Source organism: Pseudomonas nitroreducens (assembly GCF_024170165.1).
Lineage (GTDB): Bacteria > Pseudomonadota > Gammaproteobacteria > Pseudomonadales > Pseudomonadaceae > Pseudomonas > Pseudomonas nitroreducens_C.
The window spans coordinates 419,276-438,488 of the sequence record NZ_JALJXP010000003.1 but is presented as its reverse complement, the minus strand read 5'-3'; the positions used below and the strand labels follow the sequence as shown (position 1 = coordinate 438,488).

Annotated in this window: 15 protein-coding genes; 5 read left to right on the top strand and 10 right to left on the bottom strand. The window is 65.8% G+C overall.

The annotated features are described in order from the left end of the window. Positions 1-32: 32 nt before the first annotated feature. The 9 genes from J2T47_RS09150 to J2T47_RS09110 form a co-directional block, all read right to left on the bottom strand. The gene (locus J2T47_RS09150) at positions 33-1,163 is read right to left on the bottom strand and encodes an NAD(P)/FAD-dependent oxidoreductase (RefSeq protein WP_253445003.1); all 1,131 of its coding nucleotides are present in this window, start codon (positions 1,161-1,163) and stop codon (positions 33-35) included. Positions 1,164-1,176: 13 nt separating this feature from the next. Next, the gene (locus tag J2T47_RS09145) at positions 1,177-2,124 is read right to left on the bottom strand and encodes an ornithine cyclodeaminase family protein (protein ID WP_253445001.1); all 948 of its coding nucleotides are present in this window, start codon (positions 2,122-2,124) and stop codon (positions 1,177-1,179) included. A 74-nt stretch (positions 2,125-2,198) separates the two neighbouring features. Next, a complete protein-coding gene (locus J2T47_RS09140) occupies positions 2,199-3,239 on the bottom strand; it encodes a DUF2157 domain-containing protein (protein ID WP_253444998.1) in 1,041 nt (346 codons plus the stop codon). A gap of 209 nt (positions 3,240-3,448) precedes the next feature. After that, positions 3,449-5,407 carry a methyl-accepting chemotaxis protein gene (locus tag J2T47_RS09135; RefSeq protein WP_253444995.1) on the bottom strand — a complete coding sequence of 653 codons (1,959 nt, stop codon included), beginning with the start codon at positions 5,405-5,407 and terminating at the stop codon, positions 3,449-3,451. Positions 5,408-5,706: 299 nt separating this feature from the next. Further along, positions 5,707-7,257 (bottom strand): ATP-dependent RNA helicase RhlB, encoded by a 1,551-nt coding sequence (rhlB, locus tag J2T47_RS09130; protein WP_253444992.1) that lies wholly within the window; start codon positions 7,255-7,257, stop codon positions 5,707-5,709. Positions 7,258-7,353: 96 nt separating this feature from the next. Next, the gene (locus J2T47_RS09125; protein ID WP_253444989.1) at positions 7,354-8,511 is read right to left on the bottom strand and encodes a dipeptidase; all 1,158 of its coding nucleotides are present in this window, start codon (positions 8,509-8,511) and stop codon (positions 7,354-7,356) included. A 78-nt stretch (positions 8,512-8,589) separates the two neighbouring features. After that, positions 8,590-9,528, bottom strand: coding sequence for a GGDEF domain-containing protein (locus J2T47_RS09120; protein ID WP_253444985.1), 939 nt, complete (start codon positions 9,526-9,528; stop codon positions 8,590-8,592). 151 nt (positions 9,529-9,679) lie between these two features. Next, entirely contained in the window at positions 9,680-11,572 is a 1,893-nt protein-coding gene (locus J2T47_RS09115; protein WP_253444982.1) for an acyl-CoA synthetase, read from the bottom strand. Between the two features lie 31 nt (positions 11,573-11,603). Next, positions 11,604-12,257, bottom strand: coding sequence for an alpha/beta hydrolase (locus J2T47_RS09110; RefSeq protein WP_253444979.1), 654 nt, complete (start codon positions 12,255-12,257; stop codon positions 11,604-11,606). A gap of 513 nt (positions 12,258-12,770) precedes the next feature. Between J2T47_RS09110 and J2T47_RS09105 the strand changes: the two genes are divergently transcribed. From J2T47_RS09105 to pcsA, 5 genes are all read left to right on the top strand, one after another. Further along, the gene (locus tag J2T47_RS09105) at positions 12,771-13,799 is read left to right on the top strand and encodes an amino acid ABC transporter substrate-binding protein (RefSeq protein ID WP_253444976.1); all 1,029 of its coding nucleotides are present in this window, start codon (positions 12,771-12,773) and stop codon (positions 13,797-13,799) included. Between the two features lie 116 nt (positions 13,800-13,915). Continuing rightward, positions 13,916-15,100, top strand: coding sequence for an amino acid ABC transporter permease (locus J2T47_RS09100; protein WP_253444973.1), 1,185 nt, complete (start codon positions 13,916-13,918; stop codon positions 15,098-15,100). 10 nt (positions 15,101-15,110) lie between these two features. Next, the gene (locus J2T47_RS09095) at positions 15,111-16,208 is read left to right on the top strand and encodes an amino acid ABC transporter permease (RefSeq protein ID WP_081516105.1); all 1,098 of its coding nucleotides are present in this window, start codon (positions 15,111-15,113) and stop codon (positions 16,206-16,208) included. Between the two features lie 12 nt (positions 16,209-16,220). Then, the gene (locus tag J2T47_RS09090; protein WP_253444970.1) at positions 16,221-16,997 is read left to right on the top strand and encodes an amino acid ABC transporter ATP-binding protein; all 777 of its coding nucleotides are present in this window, start codon (positions 16,221-16,223) and stop codon (positions 16,995-16,997) included. A 401-nt stretch (positions 16,998-17,398) separates the two neighbouring features. Further along, positions 17,399-18,115, top strand: coding sequence for a phosphatidylcholine synthase (gene pcsA, locus J2T47_RS09085; protein ID WP_253444967.1), 717 nt, complete (start codon positions 17,399-17,401; stop codon positions 18,113-18,115). A 58-nt stretch (positions 18,116-18,173) separates the two neighbouring features. On the opposite strand, the gene J2T47_RS09080 is transcribed toward pcsA, so the two are convergent. Beyond that, positions 18,174-19,130, bottom strand: coding sequence for a GlxA family transcriptional regulator (locus tag J2T47_RS09080; RefSeq protein ID WP_253444964.1), 957 nt, complete (start codon positions 19,128-19,130; stop codon positions 18,174-18,176). Positions 19,131-19,213 lie beyond the last annotated feature (83 nt).

Sequence of the window (19,213 nt, the reverse complement as noted above, 5' to 3'; positions counted from 1 at the left end):
GCAAGCGCCCGCGGGCTGTCACGAACGGCGGCTCACTCGGCCAGCAGGCGTGTCGGGGAAAGCATCTCGGCGGTCAGGCCGTGACGGGTCAGGTGCTCCGGCAGGGCTTCGCGGCGGATCAGCGCGGCGCTGGCCTCGCCCATTGCCGCCGAAGTCTGGATGCCATAACCACCTTGCCCGGCGACCCAGTACAGGGAAGGGGTGGCCAGGTCATAGCCAGACACCAGGTCGCCGTCGGCGAAGAATGAGCGCAGGCCGGCCCAGGTGTGGCTCGGGCGGCGGATGCTGAGGGTGGTGTGTTCCTCGATCTGGTAGATGCCCAGGGCGATGTCCAGCTCCTCGGGCTGCACGTCGTGGGGTTCCACCGGGTCGGCGTTGGCCGGCGAGCCCAGCAGCATGCCGGCGTCGGGCTTGAAGTAGAAGGATTCGTCCAGGCTCACCAGCACCGGCCAGGCGTGGCTGTCGACACCCTCCGGCGGGTTGAACAGGAAGGCTGCGCGGCGCTTGGGGGTGAGGCCCAGGGGAGCGGCGCCGGCCAGTTCGGCGATCTTGTCGGACCAGCTGCCAGCGGCGTTGACCAGCACCGGCGCACGGTAGGTCTGCTGCGCGCAGCGTACTTCCCAGGCGCCGTCGATACGGCTGATTTCCAGGGCTTCGCTGTCCAGTTGCACGCTGCCACCGTTGCGTCGGATGCCGCGCAGGTAGCCCTGCAACAGGCCGTCGGTGTCGATGTCGGCGGCGCTGGGGTCGAGCATCGCGCCGTGGACCTTCTCGCGACGCAGTACCGGCACGATGGCGCAGGCTTCGTCGGCAGTCAGCAGGCGCATCTCCGGCACGCTGTCGCGGGCGCTGGCGAACTGGCGCTGGAGTTCTTCCGGGTTGCCCTCGAAGTCCACGGTCATCTCGCCGCGCGGGGTGAGGATCGGGTGTTCGGCGAAGCCCTCGGGCGGATTGTCGAAGAAGGCACGGCTGGCGGCGGTCAGGGCGCGCACCTGCGGCGTGCCATAGGCGACCGTGTAGAGCGCCGCCGAGCGGCCGGTGGAGTGGTAGCCGGCATGGGACTCGCGCTCGAGCACGGTGACCTTGCCATGGCGGGAGAGGAAGTAGCCGGTGGAAGCGCCGGCAATGCCGCCGCCGATGATGAGGAAGTCGACTTCGATCATGTTCGTCTCCGGCTCAGGCGTTGCTGCATTGCAGATGGTAGAGCGCATTGGCCAGGGCGACGTCTTCCAGGCCGAGGCCGATGGAGCGGAAGAAGACGTGGCGCTGGTATTGCGGTTTGGCTGCCTGGCCGCTGACCAGTTCCGGCAGGTCGCCACGGATGGCACTGTCCCAGCCGTGCTCGTCACGGGCCAGGCGCATCTCGCCGGCGGAAGCCGGGGTGGTGGCGCGGTAGTCGCAGTACACGTCCATCTGCGCCAGCGACTGCGGCGGTACTTCATGGGCGCGGGCGACGTTGGTACTGATGGAGGTGATCAGCGCCGGTTTGGACAGGATTGCCGGGTCGAGTACCGGGGTGCCGGAAGAAGTGCACAGCAGCACCACGTCGGCGTCGGCCACGGCGGCCTCGAGACTGGTGGCCGGTTCGGCGCGGGCATCGATGGCTCCGAACTGGGCGAGAACGCCGGCATTCAGGTTCGGCGAGTAGACGCGGATGCTCTGCCAGTCACGCAGACCCGCCACGTAGCGCAGGTGCGCACGGGCGACCGGGCCGCTGCCGACTATGACCAGGCGCCTGGCGTCCGGGCGCGCCAGTTCCTGCACCGCCAGGGCAGTGGTGGCGGCGGTGCGCGCGGTGGTCAGGCTGCCGGCGTCGCACAGCAGCAGCGGCTGGCCGCTGTCCATGGACATCAGCAGGCTCCACGCGGTGACCAGCGACTTGGGCTGGCGCACGATGTAGGGCGAGGTCTTCACGCCGTAGACCTTCTGCGAGGCCAGCACGCCCAGGTAGTTGATGAAGTCGCCGCCGCCATTGGGGAATTCCACCAGTTGCTGCGCGGGTTGCACGGCGCTGCCGGCAGCCAGCTCGACGAACATGTCGCGCATCGCCTGGAGCACGTCGACCTGTTCCAGCAGGCGTTCGGCGTCAGCCTGGTTGAGGGTGAAAGGCGTGGCGGCGGACATGCGAGACTCCATAGTGGATTAATTTTCCATTATGGACTCTATCGTATGTTCCGCCGGGCGTCATCCTGCTCGGATCAATGGCGCAGTGCCGGGATGTACCTGAGCAGACTGTCGGGGAGTCCCGAGCGCAGGTTGGAGGTCAAGAGTTCGCGGAGTTTCGAGTAGGCGATCCCCAGCGCGATCAGGGCCAGGCCGAGCAGGGTCAGGATGATCGGGAACATGAGCGAGTCCTGGAATACCGAGTACGACAGGTAGCCCAGGTAGCCCCAGATGCCGATCCCGCCAAACACCATGAAGACCGTGCGCCGCAGTGCCACGGCCAGTGCCATGAGGCCCAGGTTGATCAGGCAATAGATCGCGCCACCCCATTGGCTGCCGTTATCCAGCTGGCTCAGGCCGCCGCAGAAGGCCAACAGGCCGACCAGGTAACCCCAGAAGGCGAAGTCCTGGCGGGTTCGTCCGTCGATCAGCAGGCTGGTGAGGAGCAACACCAGCCCAAAGTAGAGCGAAATTTCGTAGCGCACGTACCAGGTGAACCCGTCCGGATACAGCACTCCGCACAGGTCCATGGACATGAACCAAAGGGCGATGGCGATCGGCAGCATGACGAAGGGGAAGGGCAGCAGCCGGAGCATCAGCAGGCCAACCAGGACGGTGGCAACCTCCATGGCCAGGAAACCGCCCTGCACCCACTGGTAGTAGTCGTGGTAACTGGTCTGGGTATCGTCCATCGGCCACAGGCCGGTCATCCGCTCGATGGCGAAGACCACCAGCGGCGTGAGACTGACCGCCACCGCACCGAGTAGTCCGCCGGGGATGCGCAGCCCGCGTGACCAGAGACTGCGGCCAGTGAGGGTGAACAGCAGCATGTAGATCAGGCTGATCGACAGCAGGGCGACGTCGCCCACGCTCATCCAGGCGTCAGTCAGCAGCCAGCCCAGGGCGCCCATGACCAGCAGGGCACCGAAGTAGTAGGCAGTATTGGCCAGGTTCAGGTCGCCGCGGGTGGTTGGCTCTCGGCTCAGCCAGTCGAGTAGCGTCTGATCCTGGCCGGGCTGAAGGATGCCGTCGGTGACGGCGCGACGCAGGTCGTCGGCGGTGATTTTCAGAGACATGGTCAGTAGGAACGGATGGAGGAAGGTTCCGAGTCTAGGTCTGACGGTTTTTCTGGTCTTCAGGATTTTGCCTGTGACTCTGTGTGAATCTTCCTGTATGTGGGTGCTGGAGCTATTGGAGGCTCCAGGATCGTGGACGAAAGGCCACGGGCCTGACCGCTTGCAAGAGAGGCCCGCCTGCGACAAGGCCTCTCCGCGTCATCTCAGCCTCAGAGCTTGAACTGCGCCACCAGCTCTTCCTGGCTGCCGGCGACGCGGCGCAGGTGCTCGCCGCAGTCGCGGGTGTGCGCGGCGGTTTTGCGGTTCTCCACGGTCATGTCGCTCAGGCGGTGCATGTGCTGGTTCACTTCCTGGGTCGTGGCAGCCTGCTCTTCGGCGGCGGCGGCAATCTGGAAGGCCATGGCGTGTACGCCCTGCAGGGACTCGTCGAGGGCGCCGAGGGCCTGCAGCACGGCCTGGGTGTCGTGCTCCAGGGTGTGCGCCTGTTCGCTGGCGCCGCTCATGCTCGACTGTGCCTGGACGGAGGAGTCGCCCAGGCTGCCGACGATGGCGACGATCTCGTCGGTGGCGCTGCGGGTGCGCTGGGCGAGGCTGCGTACCTCGTCGGCGACCACGGCAAAGCCACGGCCTGCTTCGCCGGCGCGGGCGGCTTCGATGGCGGCGTTGAGGGCGAGCAGGTTGGTCTGTTCGGCGATGGAGCGGATCACGTCCAGCACCGAGCCGATCTGCTGGCTCTCGCCGGCCAGGGTCTGCACCACGCCGTCGGCCTGGCGCAGGCCGACCAGCAATTGGTCCTGGCGGCCGATCATGTGCTGCAGGGTGCCCTGCATGGCGACGAAGGCTTGTCGCGCGGCGGCACTGCCATCGGCGCTGCGGCTGGCGCTGCCGGCGATTTCCTGCACGGTGGCGGCCATCTGGTCCACCGCGCTGACCACCATCTCCAGGGCTTCCTGCTGCTGGTCGAGGTGGTTACTGGTGCGTCCGGCGGCGTCGAGGATGTCGCCGCTGGCGTCGCCCACGGCCTCGCTGGCCTGGCGCAGGCGTTCGACCACCTGACGCCAGGCCGTGGTCATTTCGCGCAGGGCCTGCATCAGGCCGCTGCTGGCGCTGGCGTCGTCGCTCAGGCGCAGTTCGCCGCTGGCCAGGCGCTGGGCCAGGGCCGCCATGCTGGCCGGCTCGCCGCCCAGCGGACGCATCACGCTGCGGCTGACCAGCCAGGTGCCGGCGGCGACGCCGAGCAGGGTCAGGACGCCGAGCACGAGGATCTGCCACATCAGCTTGCGTACCGGGGCGAAGGCCTGGGCTTGGTCCATTTCCGCCACCAGCGCCCAGTGCAGGCCGTCCAGGTTCAGCGGCACGAAGGATTTCAGTGCTGTCTCGTTACTCAGGCCGGGTTCGGTGAGGCGGCCCTGCTCGCCGGCCAGGGCTTTCTCGATGGCCTGGCCGGGGATGGCGCTGGGGCTTTCCTTGTCGCGGCGCACGTGGTGATCGGCGAAGCGCACCGAATCCGAGCGCAGGCTGCCGTCGCCGCCGACCAGATAGGTTTCGCCGGCGTCGCCCAGGCCCTGGCGGTTCTGCATCACTTCGTTGATCGAAGCGAGCGGCAGTTCCAGTACCAGCAGCAGTTGCAGCTTGCCGTTGTCCTTGATCGGCGCGGCCAGCCATTGCACGGGCTGCTGGTCGTTGGGCGCCAGTTCCAGGTCGCTGATGCTGGCCTTGCCGCTGTCCAGCGCGGTGCGGATGAACTTGCCGAAGGCGGTGTCGCGCCACTGCGGGGTGCCGATGTTCTGCTGGTAGTCGACGCCACGACCGAGGCTGAACACCACGGTGCCGTCGCCGGCCACCAGGCGTAGCTCGCGGTAGCCGAAGGTCTTGATGAAGTTCTCGAACACCGGGCGGTCGTAGTTGGCGGTGGTGACCAGGGATTCACTGTCCAGCCCGGCGTAGTTGCTGCCCAGGTTGGTGGCGAGGCTGCTGAGTTGGTCGTTACGCGCCTTCCAGGCGTCCATCAGCTGCCGCTGCTTGATACTGGCGACCGCCTCCAGAGCGTTCAGGCTTTGTTCTTCGAGGGCACGGCTGGCCTGGAGATAGACCACGATGGCCATCACCAGCACGGGGATCAGGCCGACCGAGAGGAAACTCAGAGCAAGTTTGGCGCGCAAGGGCATGGGAGGATTCCGACGAGTTCTTGGAATTGTTCTCGCGTGCTTTGCAAGAAGCGTGCGAATTTTTTTACGTCTGTAAATAAAACTGAGCAGAAAGGGCCGGGGCGTGGCCCATCTCGCCGTAATGACGCGGGTAATGGCGCGTGGCCATTGTTTGCGGGGGGATGCCGTACGGTCGTCCCAGCGGGTCCGGCAGGAGGAATGGGAGGCTCTAGGCAGGGGAATGCGTCACCCGCGGTAACGCCGGTGGAAACAAAAAAGGCGAAGCCCTGCGGCTTCGCCTTCTTCTGGTGCGCGAGCGATCAGTGCTTGCGCGGTACCGGCTTGAGCAGCTCGGTGGGCGGCATCTCGCAGTTGATCTTGCGGCCCAGCAGTTCCTCGATCGGCGGCAGGGCGAAGGCATCGTCCTCGCCGGCGAAGCTGATCGAGGTACCGGTGCTGCCGGCACGGCCGGTACGGCCGATGCGGTGCACGTAGTCGTCCGGATCTTCGGGCAGGGTGAAGTTGATCACGTGGCTGATGCCGTCGACGTGGATGCCGCGGCCGGCAACGTCGGTGGCGACCAGGACGCGGATCTTGCCTTCGCGGAAGCCTTCCAGAACCTTGATGCGCTTGTGCTGCGGCACGTCGCCGGACATCTGGGCGGCGCTGATGCCGTCCTTGGTCAGGCGTTCCTCGATGCGGCGCACTTCGTCCTTGCGGTTGGCGAAGACCATCACGCGGGTCCAGTCGTTCTGCGCGATCAGGTTGTACAGCAGCTTGTACTTGTCGCTGCCGGCAACGGCATAGACGTGCTGCTCGACGGTATCGCTGGCGACGTTCTCCGGCTCGATCTCGACGATGGCCGGGTCGACGGTCCACTGTTTGGCCAGGTTCATCACGTCGTCGGTGAAGGTGGCGGAGAACAGCAGGGTCTGGCGCTCGCCCTTGTACGGGGTCTGGCGGATGATCTGGCGGACCTGCGGGATGAAGCCCATGTCGAGCATGCGGTCGGCTTCGTCCAGCACCATCACTTCGACCATGTCCAGGTGCACCTCGCCGCGCTGGTTGAAGTCCAGCAGACGGCCCGGGGTGGCGACCAGGATGTCGCAGAAGCGCGATTCCAGGGTCTTGAGCTGCTTGTCGAAGTCCATGCCGCCGACGAAGCTCATGACGTTCAGGCCGGTGTACTTGGCCAGGCCGATGGCGTCGTTGGCGATCTGCACCACCAGCTCGCGGGTCGGCGCGATGATCAGCGCACGCGGCTCACCCATGTAGCGCTCTTTCGGCGGCGGGGTCTGCAGCAACTGGGTGATGATCGAGATGAGGAACGCGGCGGTCTTGCCGGTGCCGGTCTGGGCGCGGCCGATGGCGTCCTGGCCACGCAGGGTGAAGCCCAGTACCTGCGCCTGGATCGGCGTGCAGTAGGGGAAGCCCAGGTCATGGATGGCGTGCATCAGGCGCGGGTCGAGGTTGAAGTCGTGGAAGCGCGTCTTGCCTTCGGCCGGCTCGACCACGAAGTCTTCCAGCTTCCAGTTGTCGACCACCGGCGGGCGCGGCTTGCGCTCACGGCGCGGCTTCGGCTCGCGGGGCTTGTCGGCGCCTTCGGCCTTGGCAGGCTCCTGCCTGGGAGCGTGCTCGCGTTTTTCGCCGCGTTCGCCTTTCTCGGAACGCTCGGCGCGGGGTTTGTCGCTCTTCGGACCGCGGGCCGGCTTCTCCGAAGTGTCACCTTCGGGGCGCGGATTGCGCGGTTTGCGCGGACGCTTTTCGCCGCTCGGGGCGGGCTGGGAGGCAGCGGGAGCGGGGGCTGCCGGCGTGGTGACGGGCTGCTCGCCATCACCCTTGCTGAAGATTTTCTTGAGTGCTTTGAGCACGTTGGTCTCGTACTGGTTAAGGAATGAACGGCCGCCAGTGTAATGCAAGATGCCCGCAGGGCGAAGTGCCACGGGCATTCTGCCTATTGACTTGGGCTACGGAAGGCTCTCCAGCAGCAGCCGGCGGACGTTTCCGCCCATGATGGCGGCGATGTCCTGGTCGCTGAAGCCGGCTTTTGCCAGGCCCTGGGTCAGCTGTGCGAGGCCGGTGGTGTCGAAGGGCGCATTCACTGCGCCGTCGAAATCCGAGCCCAGCGCCACGTGTTCGACGCCCACCTTGTCGGCAGCGTAGCGCATGGCCTTGACGATGGCGTCCACCGAAGTCTCGCACACCGCGCCGTCCCAGTAACCAATGCCGATCACCCCGCCGGTGCTGGCGATGCCGCGCAGGTGCGCGTCGGTGAGATTGCGCGGGCCGGGGCAGGTGCCAGCGACGCCGGTATGGGAGACGATCACCGGGCGCCTGGCGATCGCCAGCACGTCGTCGATCAGCGGGCGCGAGGCGTGGGCCAGGTCGATCAGCATCTTCTTGTCTTCCAGGCGCGGGATGACCTGGCGGCCGAACTCGGTCAGGCCGCCTTTCTTCAGGCCGTGGGCGGAGCCGCCGACTTCGTTGTCGAAGAAGTGGGTCAGGCCCATGATGCGGAATCCCGCGTCGTACATGCGGTCGATGTTCTCCAGCTTGCCTTCGAGCGGGTGCAGGCCTTCGGTGGCGAGCACGGCGGCCAACTGCTTGGGGTCCTTCTGCCAGGCGGCGAGGTAGCGGGTCAGGTCGTCGCGGCTGCGCACCAGGGTGAGCTTGCCCTGGCTGTCGGCGGCGGCCTTGTCGAGCAATTCGCCCTGGTAGAGCGCGCGTTCGAGCAGGCTGTTCCAGGTGCGCGCCGGCCAGCGCTGGGCGATCACCAGCGGGGTGATGTTGTCGCTGTCGGCACTGTTGCTGTCGTAGTTCAGGCCGCGCGGGGTCTTGGTGACGGTGGAGAACACCTGCAGGCCGACGTGGCCTTCGAGCAGGCGCGGCAGGTCGGTGTGGCCGTGGTCGTGGCGATCCAGCAGGTTGCGGTCCCAGAGCAGGGCATCGTCGTGCAGGTCGGCGACGAACAGGCTCTGGTGCAGCGCCTGGGCCTGCGGCGAGGCGGGGTAAGGCGGCGGGCTGGCCACGGTATTCATCTTCCGGTCCATGTAGCCCGGCAGGTTGAAGAAGATCCCCAGGCCAACGGCCAGCAGGATGAGCAGGACGATCAGCAGTTTGCGCATATCAGCTTCCCAGCTTTGTTGTTATTGGTTTTTCGCTGGGGCGCAATCTAACAGAAGGGAAGGGGAAGGGCAGCGGGCTCAGCCGCAGAGGCAATTGCGGCCCTTCTGCTTGGCCTGGTAGAGGGCGCCGTCGGCGCGCAGGATCAGGCTCGGCAGGTTTTCCTGGATGTCCATCTCGGCCAGGCCGAGGGAGACGGTGACGCCGGGCAGCACCCCCACTGGCGAATAGAAGGAGGCGACCTGCTCCAGACTCTGGCGCAGGCGGTTGCCGATGCGCCGGGCTTCCTCGATGGCGATTTCCGGCAGGAGGATGACGAACTCCTCGCCGCCGTAGCGCGCCATGCTGTCCTTGGGCCGCAGCTGGCTGCGCAGGGTGTGGGCGACCAGGCAGAGCGCATAGTCGCCGGCGAGGTGGCCGTGCTCGTCGTTGTAGTTCTTGAAGTGGTCGACATCGAGCATGAGCATGCACAGGGGCTGTTCGTTGAACGCGCAGCGCGTGCTCTCGCGGTCGTAGATGTGCTCCAGCCAGCGCCGATTGAACAGCCCGGTGAGGGTGTCGATATTGGCGTTCTGCTCGGTGTCGAGAATGATCCGGTTACCCTCGCGGACCTTTTCACAGAGCACCGCGAGGAGGTTCTGCATGACTTGCGGGGAATGCTCGAACAGGCCGATCAGTGCCTCGCGGTGCAGGCGCAGCACCGTGGTGGGTTCGCTGGCGACGACGTAGGCCGAGGGGTGGTCGCTGTCGATGAAGCTGATCTCGCCGGCGCAGTCACCCGGATGCAAGGTGCTCACCGGCTGGTTGTCCAGCGAGCCGAGGTACACCGTCAGGTGCCCGGAGAGGACCATATAAAGGAAGTGGTTGCGGTTGAACGGCGACAGCAGGATTTCGCCGCGCTCCAGTTCACAGGCGCGGAAATCCTTGAGCAGTTGCTCCAGATTGGCCGCGGCCACGTTCTGGAACAGGCGCAAATGCTGGAGTTGGCGGATGTCCTCTTTCCACTGCGCGGCTTTCATGGCGCAGCGGACGTCGGCGAATGACTGATGATGTGCACGACTGACTCTCCCTGTAGTCCTCTTCGCACATTGAGCCATCAGTATTAGTCAGATTTGACTACTGGCAATTCGCGGTCAGACCCGGCCGACCGGCGGTCGGCCGGGTGTTTCATCAGCTTTCCAGCAGTTCCACGTGCACCGCGTAACCGCCCAGGCGGTCGGCCAGGGCGGCACGTGAGTCTAGGTCGACGCCGCCGACGAACAGGCGGACTTTCTGCCCATGGCGGTCATCGGCGATCACTTCGATGCGCGGGGCCGGGGACAGGTGCCGGGTTTCGTCCTCGAACACGCGACGAATGGCGTCCAGACGCAGCGCCGGCTTGAAGATCTTGCCCACCGCGGTGACCGGGATGGCGTCCAGCAGCCAGACGTCCTTGGGTACCGCCGCGCGCTCGGGCACGTGGCGGGCGGCGTGTTCCAGCAGTTCCGCCTCACTGGCCTGCATGCCCGGCTTGAGCTGGATGTACACCACCGGCAGCTCGCCGGCCTTCAGACACGGCTTGCCCACGGCGGCGGCCATGGCCACGGCGGGGTGGCGGTGCAGGGCTTCCTCGATCATCTGCGGGTCGATGTTGTGGCCGCCACGGATGATCAGGTCCTTGCTGCGGCCGGTGAGCCAGATGTAGCCGTCGGCGTCGATGCGGCCCAGGTCGCCGGTGTTGAACCAGTCGCCGTCGACCCAGATGTCCCTGTTCTTGCTGGCCTGCAGGTAGCCCTTGAATACGGTGGGGCCGCGCAGGCAGATGTTGCCGATCTCGTCCACGGCGGCGTCGCGCAGGTACTGGCCGTCGCCGTCGAGGATCACTGACTTCAGCTCGCAGTAGGGCAGGCGCAGGCCGATGGAGCCGGGCCGGCGCTCGCCGCCGCGCGGGTTGCAGCTGGTGCCGCAGGTGCCTTCGGTCATGCCGTAGCCTTCGATGATCTTCAGCCCGGTCTTCGCCTCGAACTGGCGGATCAGCTCCACCGGCATGGGCGCCGCGCCGCACAGGGCGAAGCGCAGACTGGAGAGATCACGGCCTTCGCTGGGCACCTGCAGCAGGGCGGCATAGATGGTCGGCACGCCGCTGAAGCTGGTGACCCTGTAACGCTCCACCAGCTTCCAGAAGTCCTGGATCAGCGTCGGGTTGCGGTAGCCCTGCGGGCCGGCCAGCAGCACCTCGCCGCCGCGCATGAAGGGCGCGAGACCGCTGACCATCACACCGTTGACGTGGAACAGCGGCAGGCCGCAGAGCAGCACGTCATGGCCGTCGTAGTCGGAGTTCAGGCCCATGATCTCGGCCATTGCCACTTCATTGAAGTGGCTGTGCGGCGCGAGCTTGGGGGTGCCGGTGGTGCCGCCGGTGTGGAAGTAGGAAGCGACTTCGTCCGGGCCGATCACCCGGCCGCTTTCCAGCTGGTCCGCCGGGCACTGGTCGAGCAGTTCGTCGAAGTCCAGTACACCCTCGGGCAGCGTGCCGCGGGCCGCCTTGATCGCCGAGCGCTGCGGTTCGGGCAGCAGGTTGGCGATGTCGACGGTGACGATGGCATTGAGTTCCGGCAGGTGTTCGCGCAGGCCGGCGACCTTGTCCCACAGGTCCGTACCCGGGAAGGGCGCCAGCGTCACCAGCACGCGCGAGTCGGCGGCGCGTACCAGGTCGGCGATGTGCTCGGGGTCGAGCAGCGGGTTGATCGCGTTGACGATCCCCGCTGCTTCGCCGCCCCAGATCACGTAATGGGTCTGCGGCAGGTTGGGAAGCAGGAACGACACCGCGCTGCCCGGCCTCACGCCCAGGCGGTGGAAGGCATTCGCCGCCTGGGTGACGCGGGCGAACAGCTCCGCATAGCTGACCTTGACCGGCTCCTCCGCTGCCGAGCCCTGCAACAGGCAGCTCAGGGCAGTGGAGGGGCCGAACTGCCGGGCCGAGCGGCGCAGCAGTTCGTAGGTGTTGGGTGGCAGGTCGCGGTCTTGCAGCGGTACCTGTTCCAGGGCTTCGACGTCACGCAGGCTGCTGATCGGGGCGTTCATGCTTCTTCTTGTTCTCCGCAGGGTCAGGGGATCACAGGCGCTCCCGCAGCCAGGCGCCGATATCGCCAAGTTCCTCGTTGCTCACTTCGTGGCTCATCGGGTAGGTGCGCCACTGGGCGGGCACCTCGTTGGCCTGCAGGAAGTCGTAGGCGGCGCGGCCCATGGCCGGCGTCACCACATCATCGAAAGTGCCATGCAGGCAGAGGGCGGACAGTTGTCTTTTTGTAGCGGGCAGCTTCATGTCGTCACTGAATGTCGGGCCATAGGTGGAAAGGGCCATGACCCCGCCCAGTTCGCCGTCCCAGCGCAGGTAACCGGTGTGCAGCACCACGGCGCCGCCCTGGGAGAAGCCGGCGAGGATGATGCGTCTGGCGGCGACGCCCTGGTCGATCTGCCCCTGGATCAGCGCGATCACGCTGTCGGCCGCGGCTTCCAGTTGCGCGTCGTCGATGGCGCGGGCCGGAGCCATGGCGAGGATGTCGTACCAGCTGGGCGCGGGCATGCCGTTGAACACGGTGACCGGGCGGGTCGGTGCCTGGGGCAGGATGAAGCGCGTCGAGGTGAAGCTGCGCTGCAGCATCTGTGCTACCGGCTCGAAGTCGTAACGGTCGGCGCCCAGGCCGTGCAACCAAATGACGCAGGAGTCGACGCTCTGGCTGGGTTCGAGGATCAGGGGCTGGGTCATGGGGGCTCCAGGATGGGGCAGGCGCTCTAGGAAGGGGCGCCGCGTGGGAGATAGGGTGGAGGGGCGATGCAAGAAGATGTCGCATGGCCATAAGTTGTGGGACTTGACTGCACGAAATTGCATGAACGGTCCTAGGCTGGTACGTCCCTTGCTACCACTACGGTCAGGCTGTGCGGCCCCACTTCCGGTAACACTCTACCGACCCCATCCGGAAAGCTGTACCGGAAGTGGCGCCGCGACAGCCTTGGGCTGCTTCAGGGCCCGCCGCGCCGGCTGCGGTCAACAGCCGGCGCGGTGGGCCTTCGCCTTCACGCAATGATCCCTTGATGACCCGTTCCAGCGCGCAAGACCTGCGCGCTCGAAGGTGTGTTCGCGGCTTGCCGAAGGAATTTTCGCAGGCCGTCTAGACTCACCTTCAGGTCTCCATCCCGTTTGTTGTCTTGCTGGTGCCTCACGAGGGTACGGCGGTGGAACCGGGACTCCAAAACACTAAAAAAGCAACGGAGAAGATCGATGAAGATGGTGAAATCCACCCTGGCAGTGCTGACCACCGCCGCCGTGTTCGGCATCAGTGGCCTCGCGCACGCTGGCGCCACCCTGGATGCTGTGAAGAAGAAAGGCTACGTGCAGTGCGGTATCAGTGACGGTCTTCCGGGCTTCTCGTATGCCGACGCCAAGGGCCAGTACAAGGGCATCGACGTGGACGTCTGCCGCGCCGTGGCGGCGGCCGTGTTCGGCGACGCGAGCAAGGTCAAGTACAGCCCGCTGACCGCCAAGGAGCGCTTCACCGCGCTGCAGTCCGGCGAGATCGACATCCTCTCGCGCAACACCACCTGGACCAGCTCCCGCGACAGCGCGATGGGCCTGAACTTCGTCGGCGTGACCTATTACGACGGCCAGGGCTTCCTGGTGAACAAGAAGCTCGGCGTTTCCAGCGCCAAGGAACTCGACGGCGCCACCGTGTGCATCCAGGCCGGCACCACCACTGAGCTCAACCTGTCCGACTACTTCCGCTCCAACAATCTCAAATACACCCCCATCACCTACGACACCTCCGACGAGAGCGCCAAGTCGCTGGAGTCCGGCCGTTGCGACGTGCTGACCTCCGACCAGTCGCAGCTCTATGCCCAGCGCATCAAGCTGGCGGCGCCGGATGACTACGTGGTGCTGCCCGAGGTGATCTCCAAGGAGCCCCTCGGCCCGGCCGTGCGCCAGGGTGACGAGGAGTGGTTCGACATCGCCCGCTGGACGCTCTTCGCGATGCTCAACGCCGAGGAGCTGGGCATCAACTCGAAGAACGTCGAGGAACAGGCCAAGAGCACCAAGAACCCGGATGTCGCGCGTCTGCTCGGCGCCGAGGGTGACTATGGCAAGGACCTCAAGCTGCCCAAGGACTGGGCGGTACAGATCGTCAAGCAAGTGGGTAACTACGGCGAGATCTTCGATCGCAACGTCGGCGACGCCAGCGACCTGAAGATCAAGCGTGGCCTCAACGCCCAGTGGAACAAGGGTGGTCTGCAGTACGCACCGCCGGTGCGCTGACCTGACCCGTTCCGGCGCCCGGAGTGTGGGCGCCGGAGTGTTTCGAACGACGTGAAGCCTCCGGGCGGTCGCGGGCTTGGCCCGTGGTCGCCTGGCGTGCTTCCGAGAGGGCTTACATGCAGAATTCCGTCAAGGCCCAGCGTCCGCGGGGGGCATCGCTCAACGATCCCGTCGTGCGCGGCTGGGCATTCCAGATCATCGCCGTCATCTTCGTCGTGGCGGTCGGCTGGTTCCTCTTCGACAACACCCAGACCAACCTCGCCCACCGCGGCATCCAGTCCGGTTTCGGCTTCCTCGACCACAGTGCCGGCTTCGGCATCTCCCAGCACCTGATCGACTACAGCGAAAGCGACACCTACGGACGGGTGTTCATGGTCGGCCTGCTGAACACGCTGCTGGTCACGGTGATCGGCATCGTCTTTGCCACCATCCTGGGCTTCATCCTCGGTGTGGCGCGGCTGTCGCCCAACTGGCTGATCCGCAAGCTGGCGACCCTGTACATCGAGACCTTCCGCAATATCCCGCCGCTGCTGCAGATCTTCTTCTGGTACTTCGCGGTGCTCGGCCCGCTGCCGAACCCGCGGCAGAGCATCAGCTTCGGCGACCTGTTCTTCATCAACAACCGCGGCCTGCAGATGCCTGCGCCGCTCGCCGCGGACGGCCTCGGCCCGTTCATCGTCGCGGTGATCCTGGCGCTCGTCGGCTGGGCGGTGATCTGGAAGTGGGCCAAGGCCCGCCGCCATGCCACCGGCAAGGCCTTCCCGGTGTTCCTCAGCGGCCTGGCGTTGCTGATCGTGCTACCGGGCCTGGTGTCGCTGGTGGCCGGTGCGCCGTTCCACTGGGACGTGCCGGTGCTGCAGGGCTTCAACTTCCGCGGCGGCTGGGTGGTGATCCCGGAGCTGGTGTCCATCGTGCTCGCGCTGTCGGTCTACACCGCCGCCTTCATCGGCGAGACGGTGCGCGCCGGCATCCAGGCGGTCAGCCACGGCCAGACCGAGGCTGCCGGGTCCCTGGGCCTGCGCCCGGGGCAGACGCTGCGGCTGGTGATCATCCCGCAGGCGCTGCGGGTAATCATTCCGCCGCTCACCAGCCAGTACCTGAACCTGGCGAAGAACTCCTCGCTGGCCGCCGCCATCGGCTACCCGGACATGGTCTCGCTGTTCGCCGGCACGGTGCTCAACCAGACCGGCCAGGCCATCGAGACCATGGCCATCACCATGAGCGTGTACCTGGCCATCAGCATCAGCATTTCGCTGCTGATGAACTGGTACAACAAGCACATCGCGCTGGTCGAGCGGTGAGAGGACTGCCATGACAACTCATACCTTCAAGCCCGACCTGCCGCCGCCCGCGCGCAGTGTCGGTGTGCTCGCCTGGCTGCGTGGCAACCTGTTCTCCAGCTGGTTCAACACCCTGCTGACGCTGGTCGGCCTCTACCTGGTCTGGCTGATCCTGCCGCCGCTGCTGGAGTGGGCGATCATCAAGGCCGACTGGACCGGCGCCACCCGTGCCGATTGCTCCCGCGAGGGCGCCTGCTGGGTGTTCATCGGTTCGCGCTTCGGCCAGTTCATGTACGGCTTCTACCCCGAGGAACTGCGCTGGCGGGTGGACCTCACCGTGCTGTTCGTGGTGTTCGGCGCGGCGCCGCTGTTCCTCAAGCGCTTCGCCTACAAGGTGAAGTACGGCCTGGGCTTCCTCGTGGCGCTGCCGATCGTGGCCTACTGGCTGCTGCACGGTGGTTTCCTCGGCCTGGAAAGCGTGCCGACCAGCGCCTGGGGCGGGCTGATGCTCACCGTGGTGATCGCCGCGGTCGGCATCTGCGGGGCGATGCCGCTGGGCATCCTGCTGGCGCTCGGGCGGCGTTCGAAGATGCCGGCGATCAAGGTCATCTGCGTCACCACCATCGAGTTCTGGCGCGGCGTGCCGCTGATCACCGTGCTGTTCATGTCCTCGGTGATGCTGCCGCTGTTCCTGCCCGAGGGGATGAACCTGGACAAGCTGCTGCGGGCGATGGTGATGGTGGTGCTGTTCGAGGCTGCCTATATCGCCGAAGTGGTTCGCGGCGGCATGCAGGCCATTCCCAAGGGCCAGTACGAAGCCGCGGCCGCCATGGGCCTGGGCTACTGGCGGACCATGGGCCTGGTGATCCTGCCGCAGGCGCTCAAACTGGTCATCCCCGGCATCGTCAACACCTTCATCGCGCTGTTCAAGGACACCAGCCTGGTGATCATCATCGGCCTGTTCGACTTCCTCAACAGCATCAAGCGCGCCACCGCGGACCCGGCCTGGCTGGGCATGGCCACCGAAGGCTATGTGTTCGCCGCGGTCGTCTACTGGATCTTCTGTTTCGGCATGTCCCGCTACTCCATGCACCTGGAGCACAAGCTGGACACCGGCCACAAGCGTTAGGAGTGAATCGTCATGTCTGAAGCCACCCAAAAGACCGCACAGCCGGCCGTCGGCGATCATGTGATGATCACCATGAAGGGCGTGAACAAGTGGTACGGCCAGTTCCACGTGCTCAAGGACATCAACCTGGAGGTCAAGCAGGGCGAGCGCATCGTCCTCTGCGGGCCGTCCGGCTCGGGCAAGTCCACGACCATCCGCTGCATCAACCGCCTGGAGGAACACCAGCAGGGCAGCATCGTGGTCGACGGCACCGAGTTGACCAACGACCTCAAGCAGATCGAGGCGATCCGCAGCGAAGTCGGGATGGTGTTCCAGCACTTCAATCTGTTCCCGCACCTGACCGTGCTGCAGAACTGCATCCTGGCGCCGATGTGGGTGCGCAAGATGCCCAAGCGCCAGGCCGAGGAAGTCGCCATGCATTACCTGGAGCGCGTGCGCATTCCGGAGCAGGCCAACAAGTTCCCCGGCCAGCTCTCCGGCGGCCAGCAGCAGCGCGTAGCGATCGCCCGCGCGCTGTGCATGAAGCCGAAGATCATGCTGTTCGACGAACCCACCTCGGCGCTCGATCCGGAAATGGTCAAGGAAGTGCTCGACACCATGATCGGCCTGGCGCAGAGCGGCATGACCATGCTCTGCGTGACCCACGAGATGGGCTTTGCGCGCACCGTGGCGAACCGGGTGATCTTCATGGACAAGGGCGAGATCGTCGAGCAGGCGCCGCCGGACCAGTTCTTCGACAACCCCCAGTCGGACCGCACCAAGCTGTTCCTCAGTCAGATCCTGCATTGACTTCGGAACAGGAACCCTCTCCCCAGCCCTCTCCCTGAAGGGAGAGGGAGCCGTTCGGTGTGAGCGGGGAGAGTGGGGGAGCCCTGATAGCTCGAATCTTTCCGGCGAGGGGGTGAGTTTCGCTTCGCACGGACAGTCCCCTCTCCCTTCAGGGAGAGGGTTAGGGAGAGGGCAGCTCGTGCACGCAGACAGAATCGTATCTGCAACGCTCATCCCCTCCGATGGCAAGCCCACGCCGCAACGGCGTATGCTGGCGGCTCCACCGCAGCAAGGTGCGACTCTCGACAAACCGGCTGAACTCGGCCGTCGGATCGGTGTTCCCATGTGCAGTGGTTTGTCAGGGATGGACTACCGTTTCAGGTAGCTCCCCTGCATCCGCCGTCCAAAGGAAGAGAGCCGAAGTGAACCTGATCCTATCGCCATTGAACCTCAGCAAAGCCAAGGCCTGGGGCGCCCACGCGGTGACCTCCAGCGGTGTAATCCTCGCGCTGCTTGCGCTCCTCGCGCTGGTCGACAACAAGCCTCAGGCCTGCCTGCTGTGGCTGGGGGCGGCCTTGCTGGTGGACGGCCTGGACGGCACCCTGGCGCGCAAGTTCGACGTCAAGGCAGTGCTGCCGCACTTCGATGGCTCGACCCTGGACCTGGTGATCGACTACCTGACCTACGTCTTCATCCCGGCGATCTTCATCTACCGTTACGTGCCGCTGCCGGAGCACACCGAGCTGCTGGCGGTGGGAGTGATCCTGGTGTCCTCGCTGTTCTGCTTCTGCAACGTCAACATGAAGAGCCAGGACAACTACTTCGTCGGCTTCCCGGCCGCGTGGAATGTGGTGGCGGTGTATTTCTTCGTGCTCGACCTGAACCCCTGGGTGAGCTTCGTCACCGTGCTGGTGCTGGCCGCGCTGACCCTCACCCGCATGAAGTTCCTGCACCCCTTCCGCGTACGCCAGTTCATGCCGCTGAACATCGCCGTGACCTTCATCTGGATGCTCAGCAGCGCGCTGCTGATCCTCCAGCACCCGGTGGATCAACCCTGGCTGCTCGGCCTGTGGTTCGTGGCGTCGGCCTACTTCGTCGGCGTCTGCGTGTGGCGCACGGCGATGGAGTGGTTCAACTAAGGCTCTTCGCAGGAGCGAGCAAGCTCGCTCCTGCGGCAATCCCATCCTCTGGCTGGCGTTAAGCCTGCCGCCCCATCAGCCGCTGCCGGAAAGCCCCCGGCGTCTCCCCGCACACCTGCTTGAACAAGCGCGCAAAACTCGCCCGGTCGGCATAGCCGACATCGCTGGCGATGCGTTCCAGCGAACGCCCCGGATCGCCCAGTGCCTCCTGTGCCGAAGCGATGCGCAGGCGCTGCACGTAATCGTTCGGCGACATACCCACCTGCTCACGGAAGCGCCGCAACAGCGTGCGCGTGGAACAGTGCACGCGTTGCGCCAGGCTGGCGAGGTCGAAGGGTTGCGCGTAGTTGTCCTCCAGCCAGGCCAGCAGCGGCTCCAACGGTGAACCGGCGGGCAGCGGGTCGGGCAAAAGGGGAGTGAAGCGCCGCTGGCGGCCGCGCCCGTGCTCGAATACCAGGGTCGCCGCCGCACGGCGCGCCAGTGCCGCGCCGGCATGACGCTCGATCAGGTACAGGCACAGGTCCAGCCCGGCTTGCGCGCCGCCGGAGCAGAGCCGGCCCTGGTCGTCGGTGCACAGCGCATCGATATCCAGCCGGACCTGGGGGTAACGTTCGCGGAACGCCGCTTCCAGCGCCCAGTGCGTAGTGGCGCGACGGTCGTCCAGTACGCCGGCTTCGGCCAGCAGGAAAGCGCTGCTGCACAGGCTGCCCAGTTGCACGCTGGCGGGGGCGCGGCGCAACCAGGCGAGCAGCGGCTGATTGGCAGCGAAGGTGGTGTCGATATCCGCACCGGTGGCGGGAATCAGCAGCAGGTCGCAGCGGGCGGCGAGGTCGAGCCCGCCTTCCACTTCCACACGGCCGAAGGGCAACGCCACCGGCGTGCCGTCGGCGCTGACCCGCAGCACCTCGAAGCGTCGCTCGCCGGCCAGGCGGTTGGCGAGGTGGAAACTGTCCATGGCCAGGCCAAGGCTGGAACACAGGGTTTGCGGGCAGACGAACAGGGCTATCCTGAACATGGCGTCTCGCTTTTCTCTGTCGATGCGGATGTCGCTATTGATCATAATGTTGTCGATATTGCCAATCGTGTCCAGTCGATCCA

Excerpts from the sequence above, each read along its gene's own strand:
- J2T47_RS09095 (WP_081516105.1), top strand. The coding sequence starts at position 15,111 with ATGACAACTCATACCTTCAAGCCCGACCTGCCGCCGCCCGCGCGCAGT.
- J2T47_RS09090 (WP_253444970.1), top strand. The coding sequence starts at position 16,221 with ATGTCTGAAGCCACCCAAAAGACCGCACAGCCGGCCGTCGGCGATCAT.
- J2T47_RS09125 (WP_253444989.1), bottom strand. The coding sequence starts at position 8,511 with ATGCGCAAACTGCTGATCGTCCTGCTCATCCTGCTGGCCGTTGGCCTG.
- J2T47_RS09110 (WP_253444979.1), bottom strand. The coding sequence starts at position 12,257 with ATGACCCAGCCCCTGATCCTCGAACCCAGCCAGAGCGTCGACTCCTGC.
- J2T47_RS09150 (WP_253445003.1), bottom strand. The coding sequence starts at position 1,163 with ATGATCGAAGTCGACTTCCTCATCATCGGCGGCGGCATTGCCGGCGCT.
- J2T47_RS09120 (WP_253444985.1), bottom strand. The coding sequence starts at position 9,528 with ATGAAAGCCGCGCAGTGGAAAGAGGACATCCGCCAACTCCAGCATTTG.
- J2T47_RS09105 (WP_253444976.1), top strand. The coding sequence starts at position 12,771 with ATGAAGATGGTGAAATCCACCCTGGCAGTGCTGACCACCGCCGCCGTG.
- J2T47_RS09115 (WP_253444982.1), bottom strand. The coding sequence starts at position 11,572 with ATGAACGCCCCGATCAGCAGCCTGCGTGACGTCGAAGCCCTGGAACAG.
- J2T47_RS09100 (WP_253444973.1), top strand. The coding sequence starts at position 13,916 with ATGCAGAATTCCGTCAAGGCCCAGCGTCCGCGGGGGGCATCGCTCAAC.
- J2T47_RS09135 (WP_253444995.1), bottom strand. The coding sequence starts at position 5,407 with ATGCCCTTGCGCGCCAAACTTGCTCTGAGTTTCCTCTCGGTCGGCCTG.
- J2T47_RS09140 (WP_253444998.1), bottom strand. The coding sequence starts at position 3,239 with ATGTCTCTGAAAATCACCGCCGACGACCTGCGTCGCGCCGTCACCGAC.
- J2T47_RS09145 (WP_253445001.1), bottom strand. The coding sequence starts at position 2,124 with ATGTCCGCCGCCACGCCTTTCACCCTCAACCAGGCTGACGCCGAACGC.
- J2T47_RS09080 (WP_253444964.1), bottom strand. The coding sequence starts at position 19,130 with ATGTTCAGGATAGCCCTGTTCGTCTGCCCGCAAACCCTGTGTTCCAGC.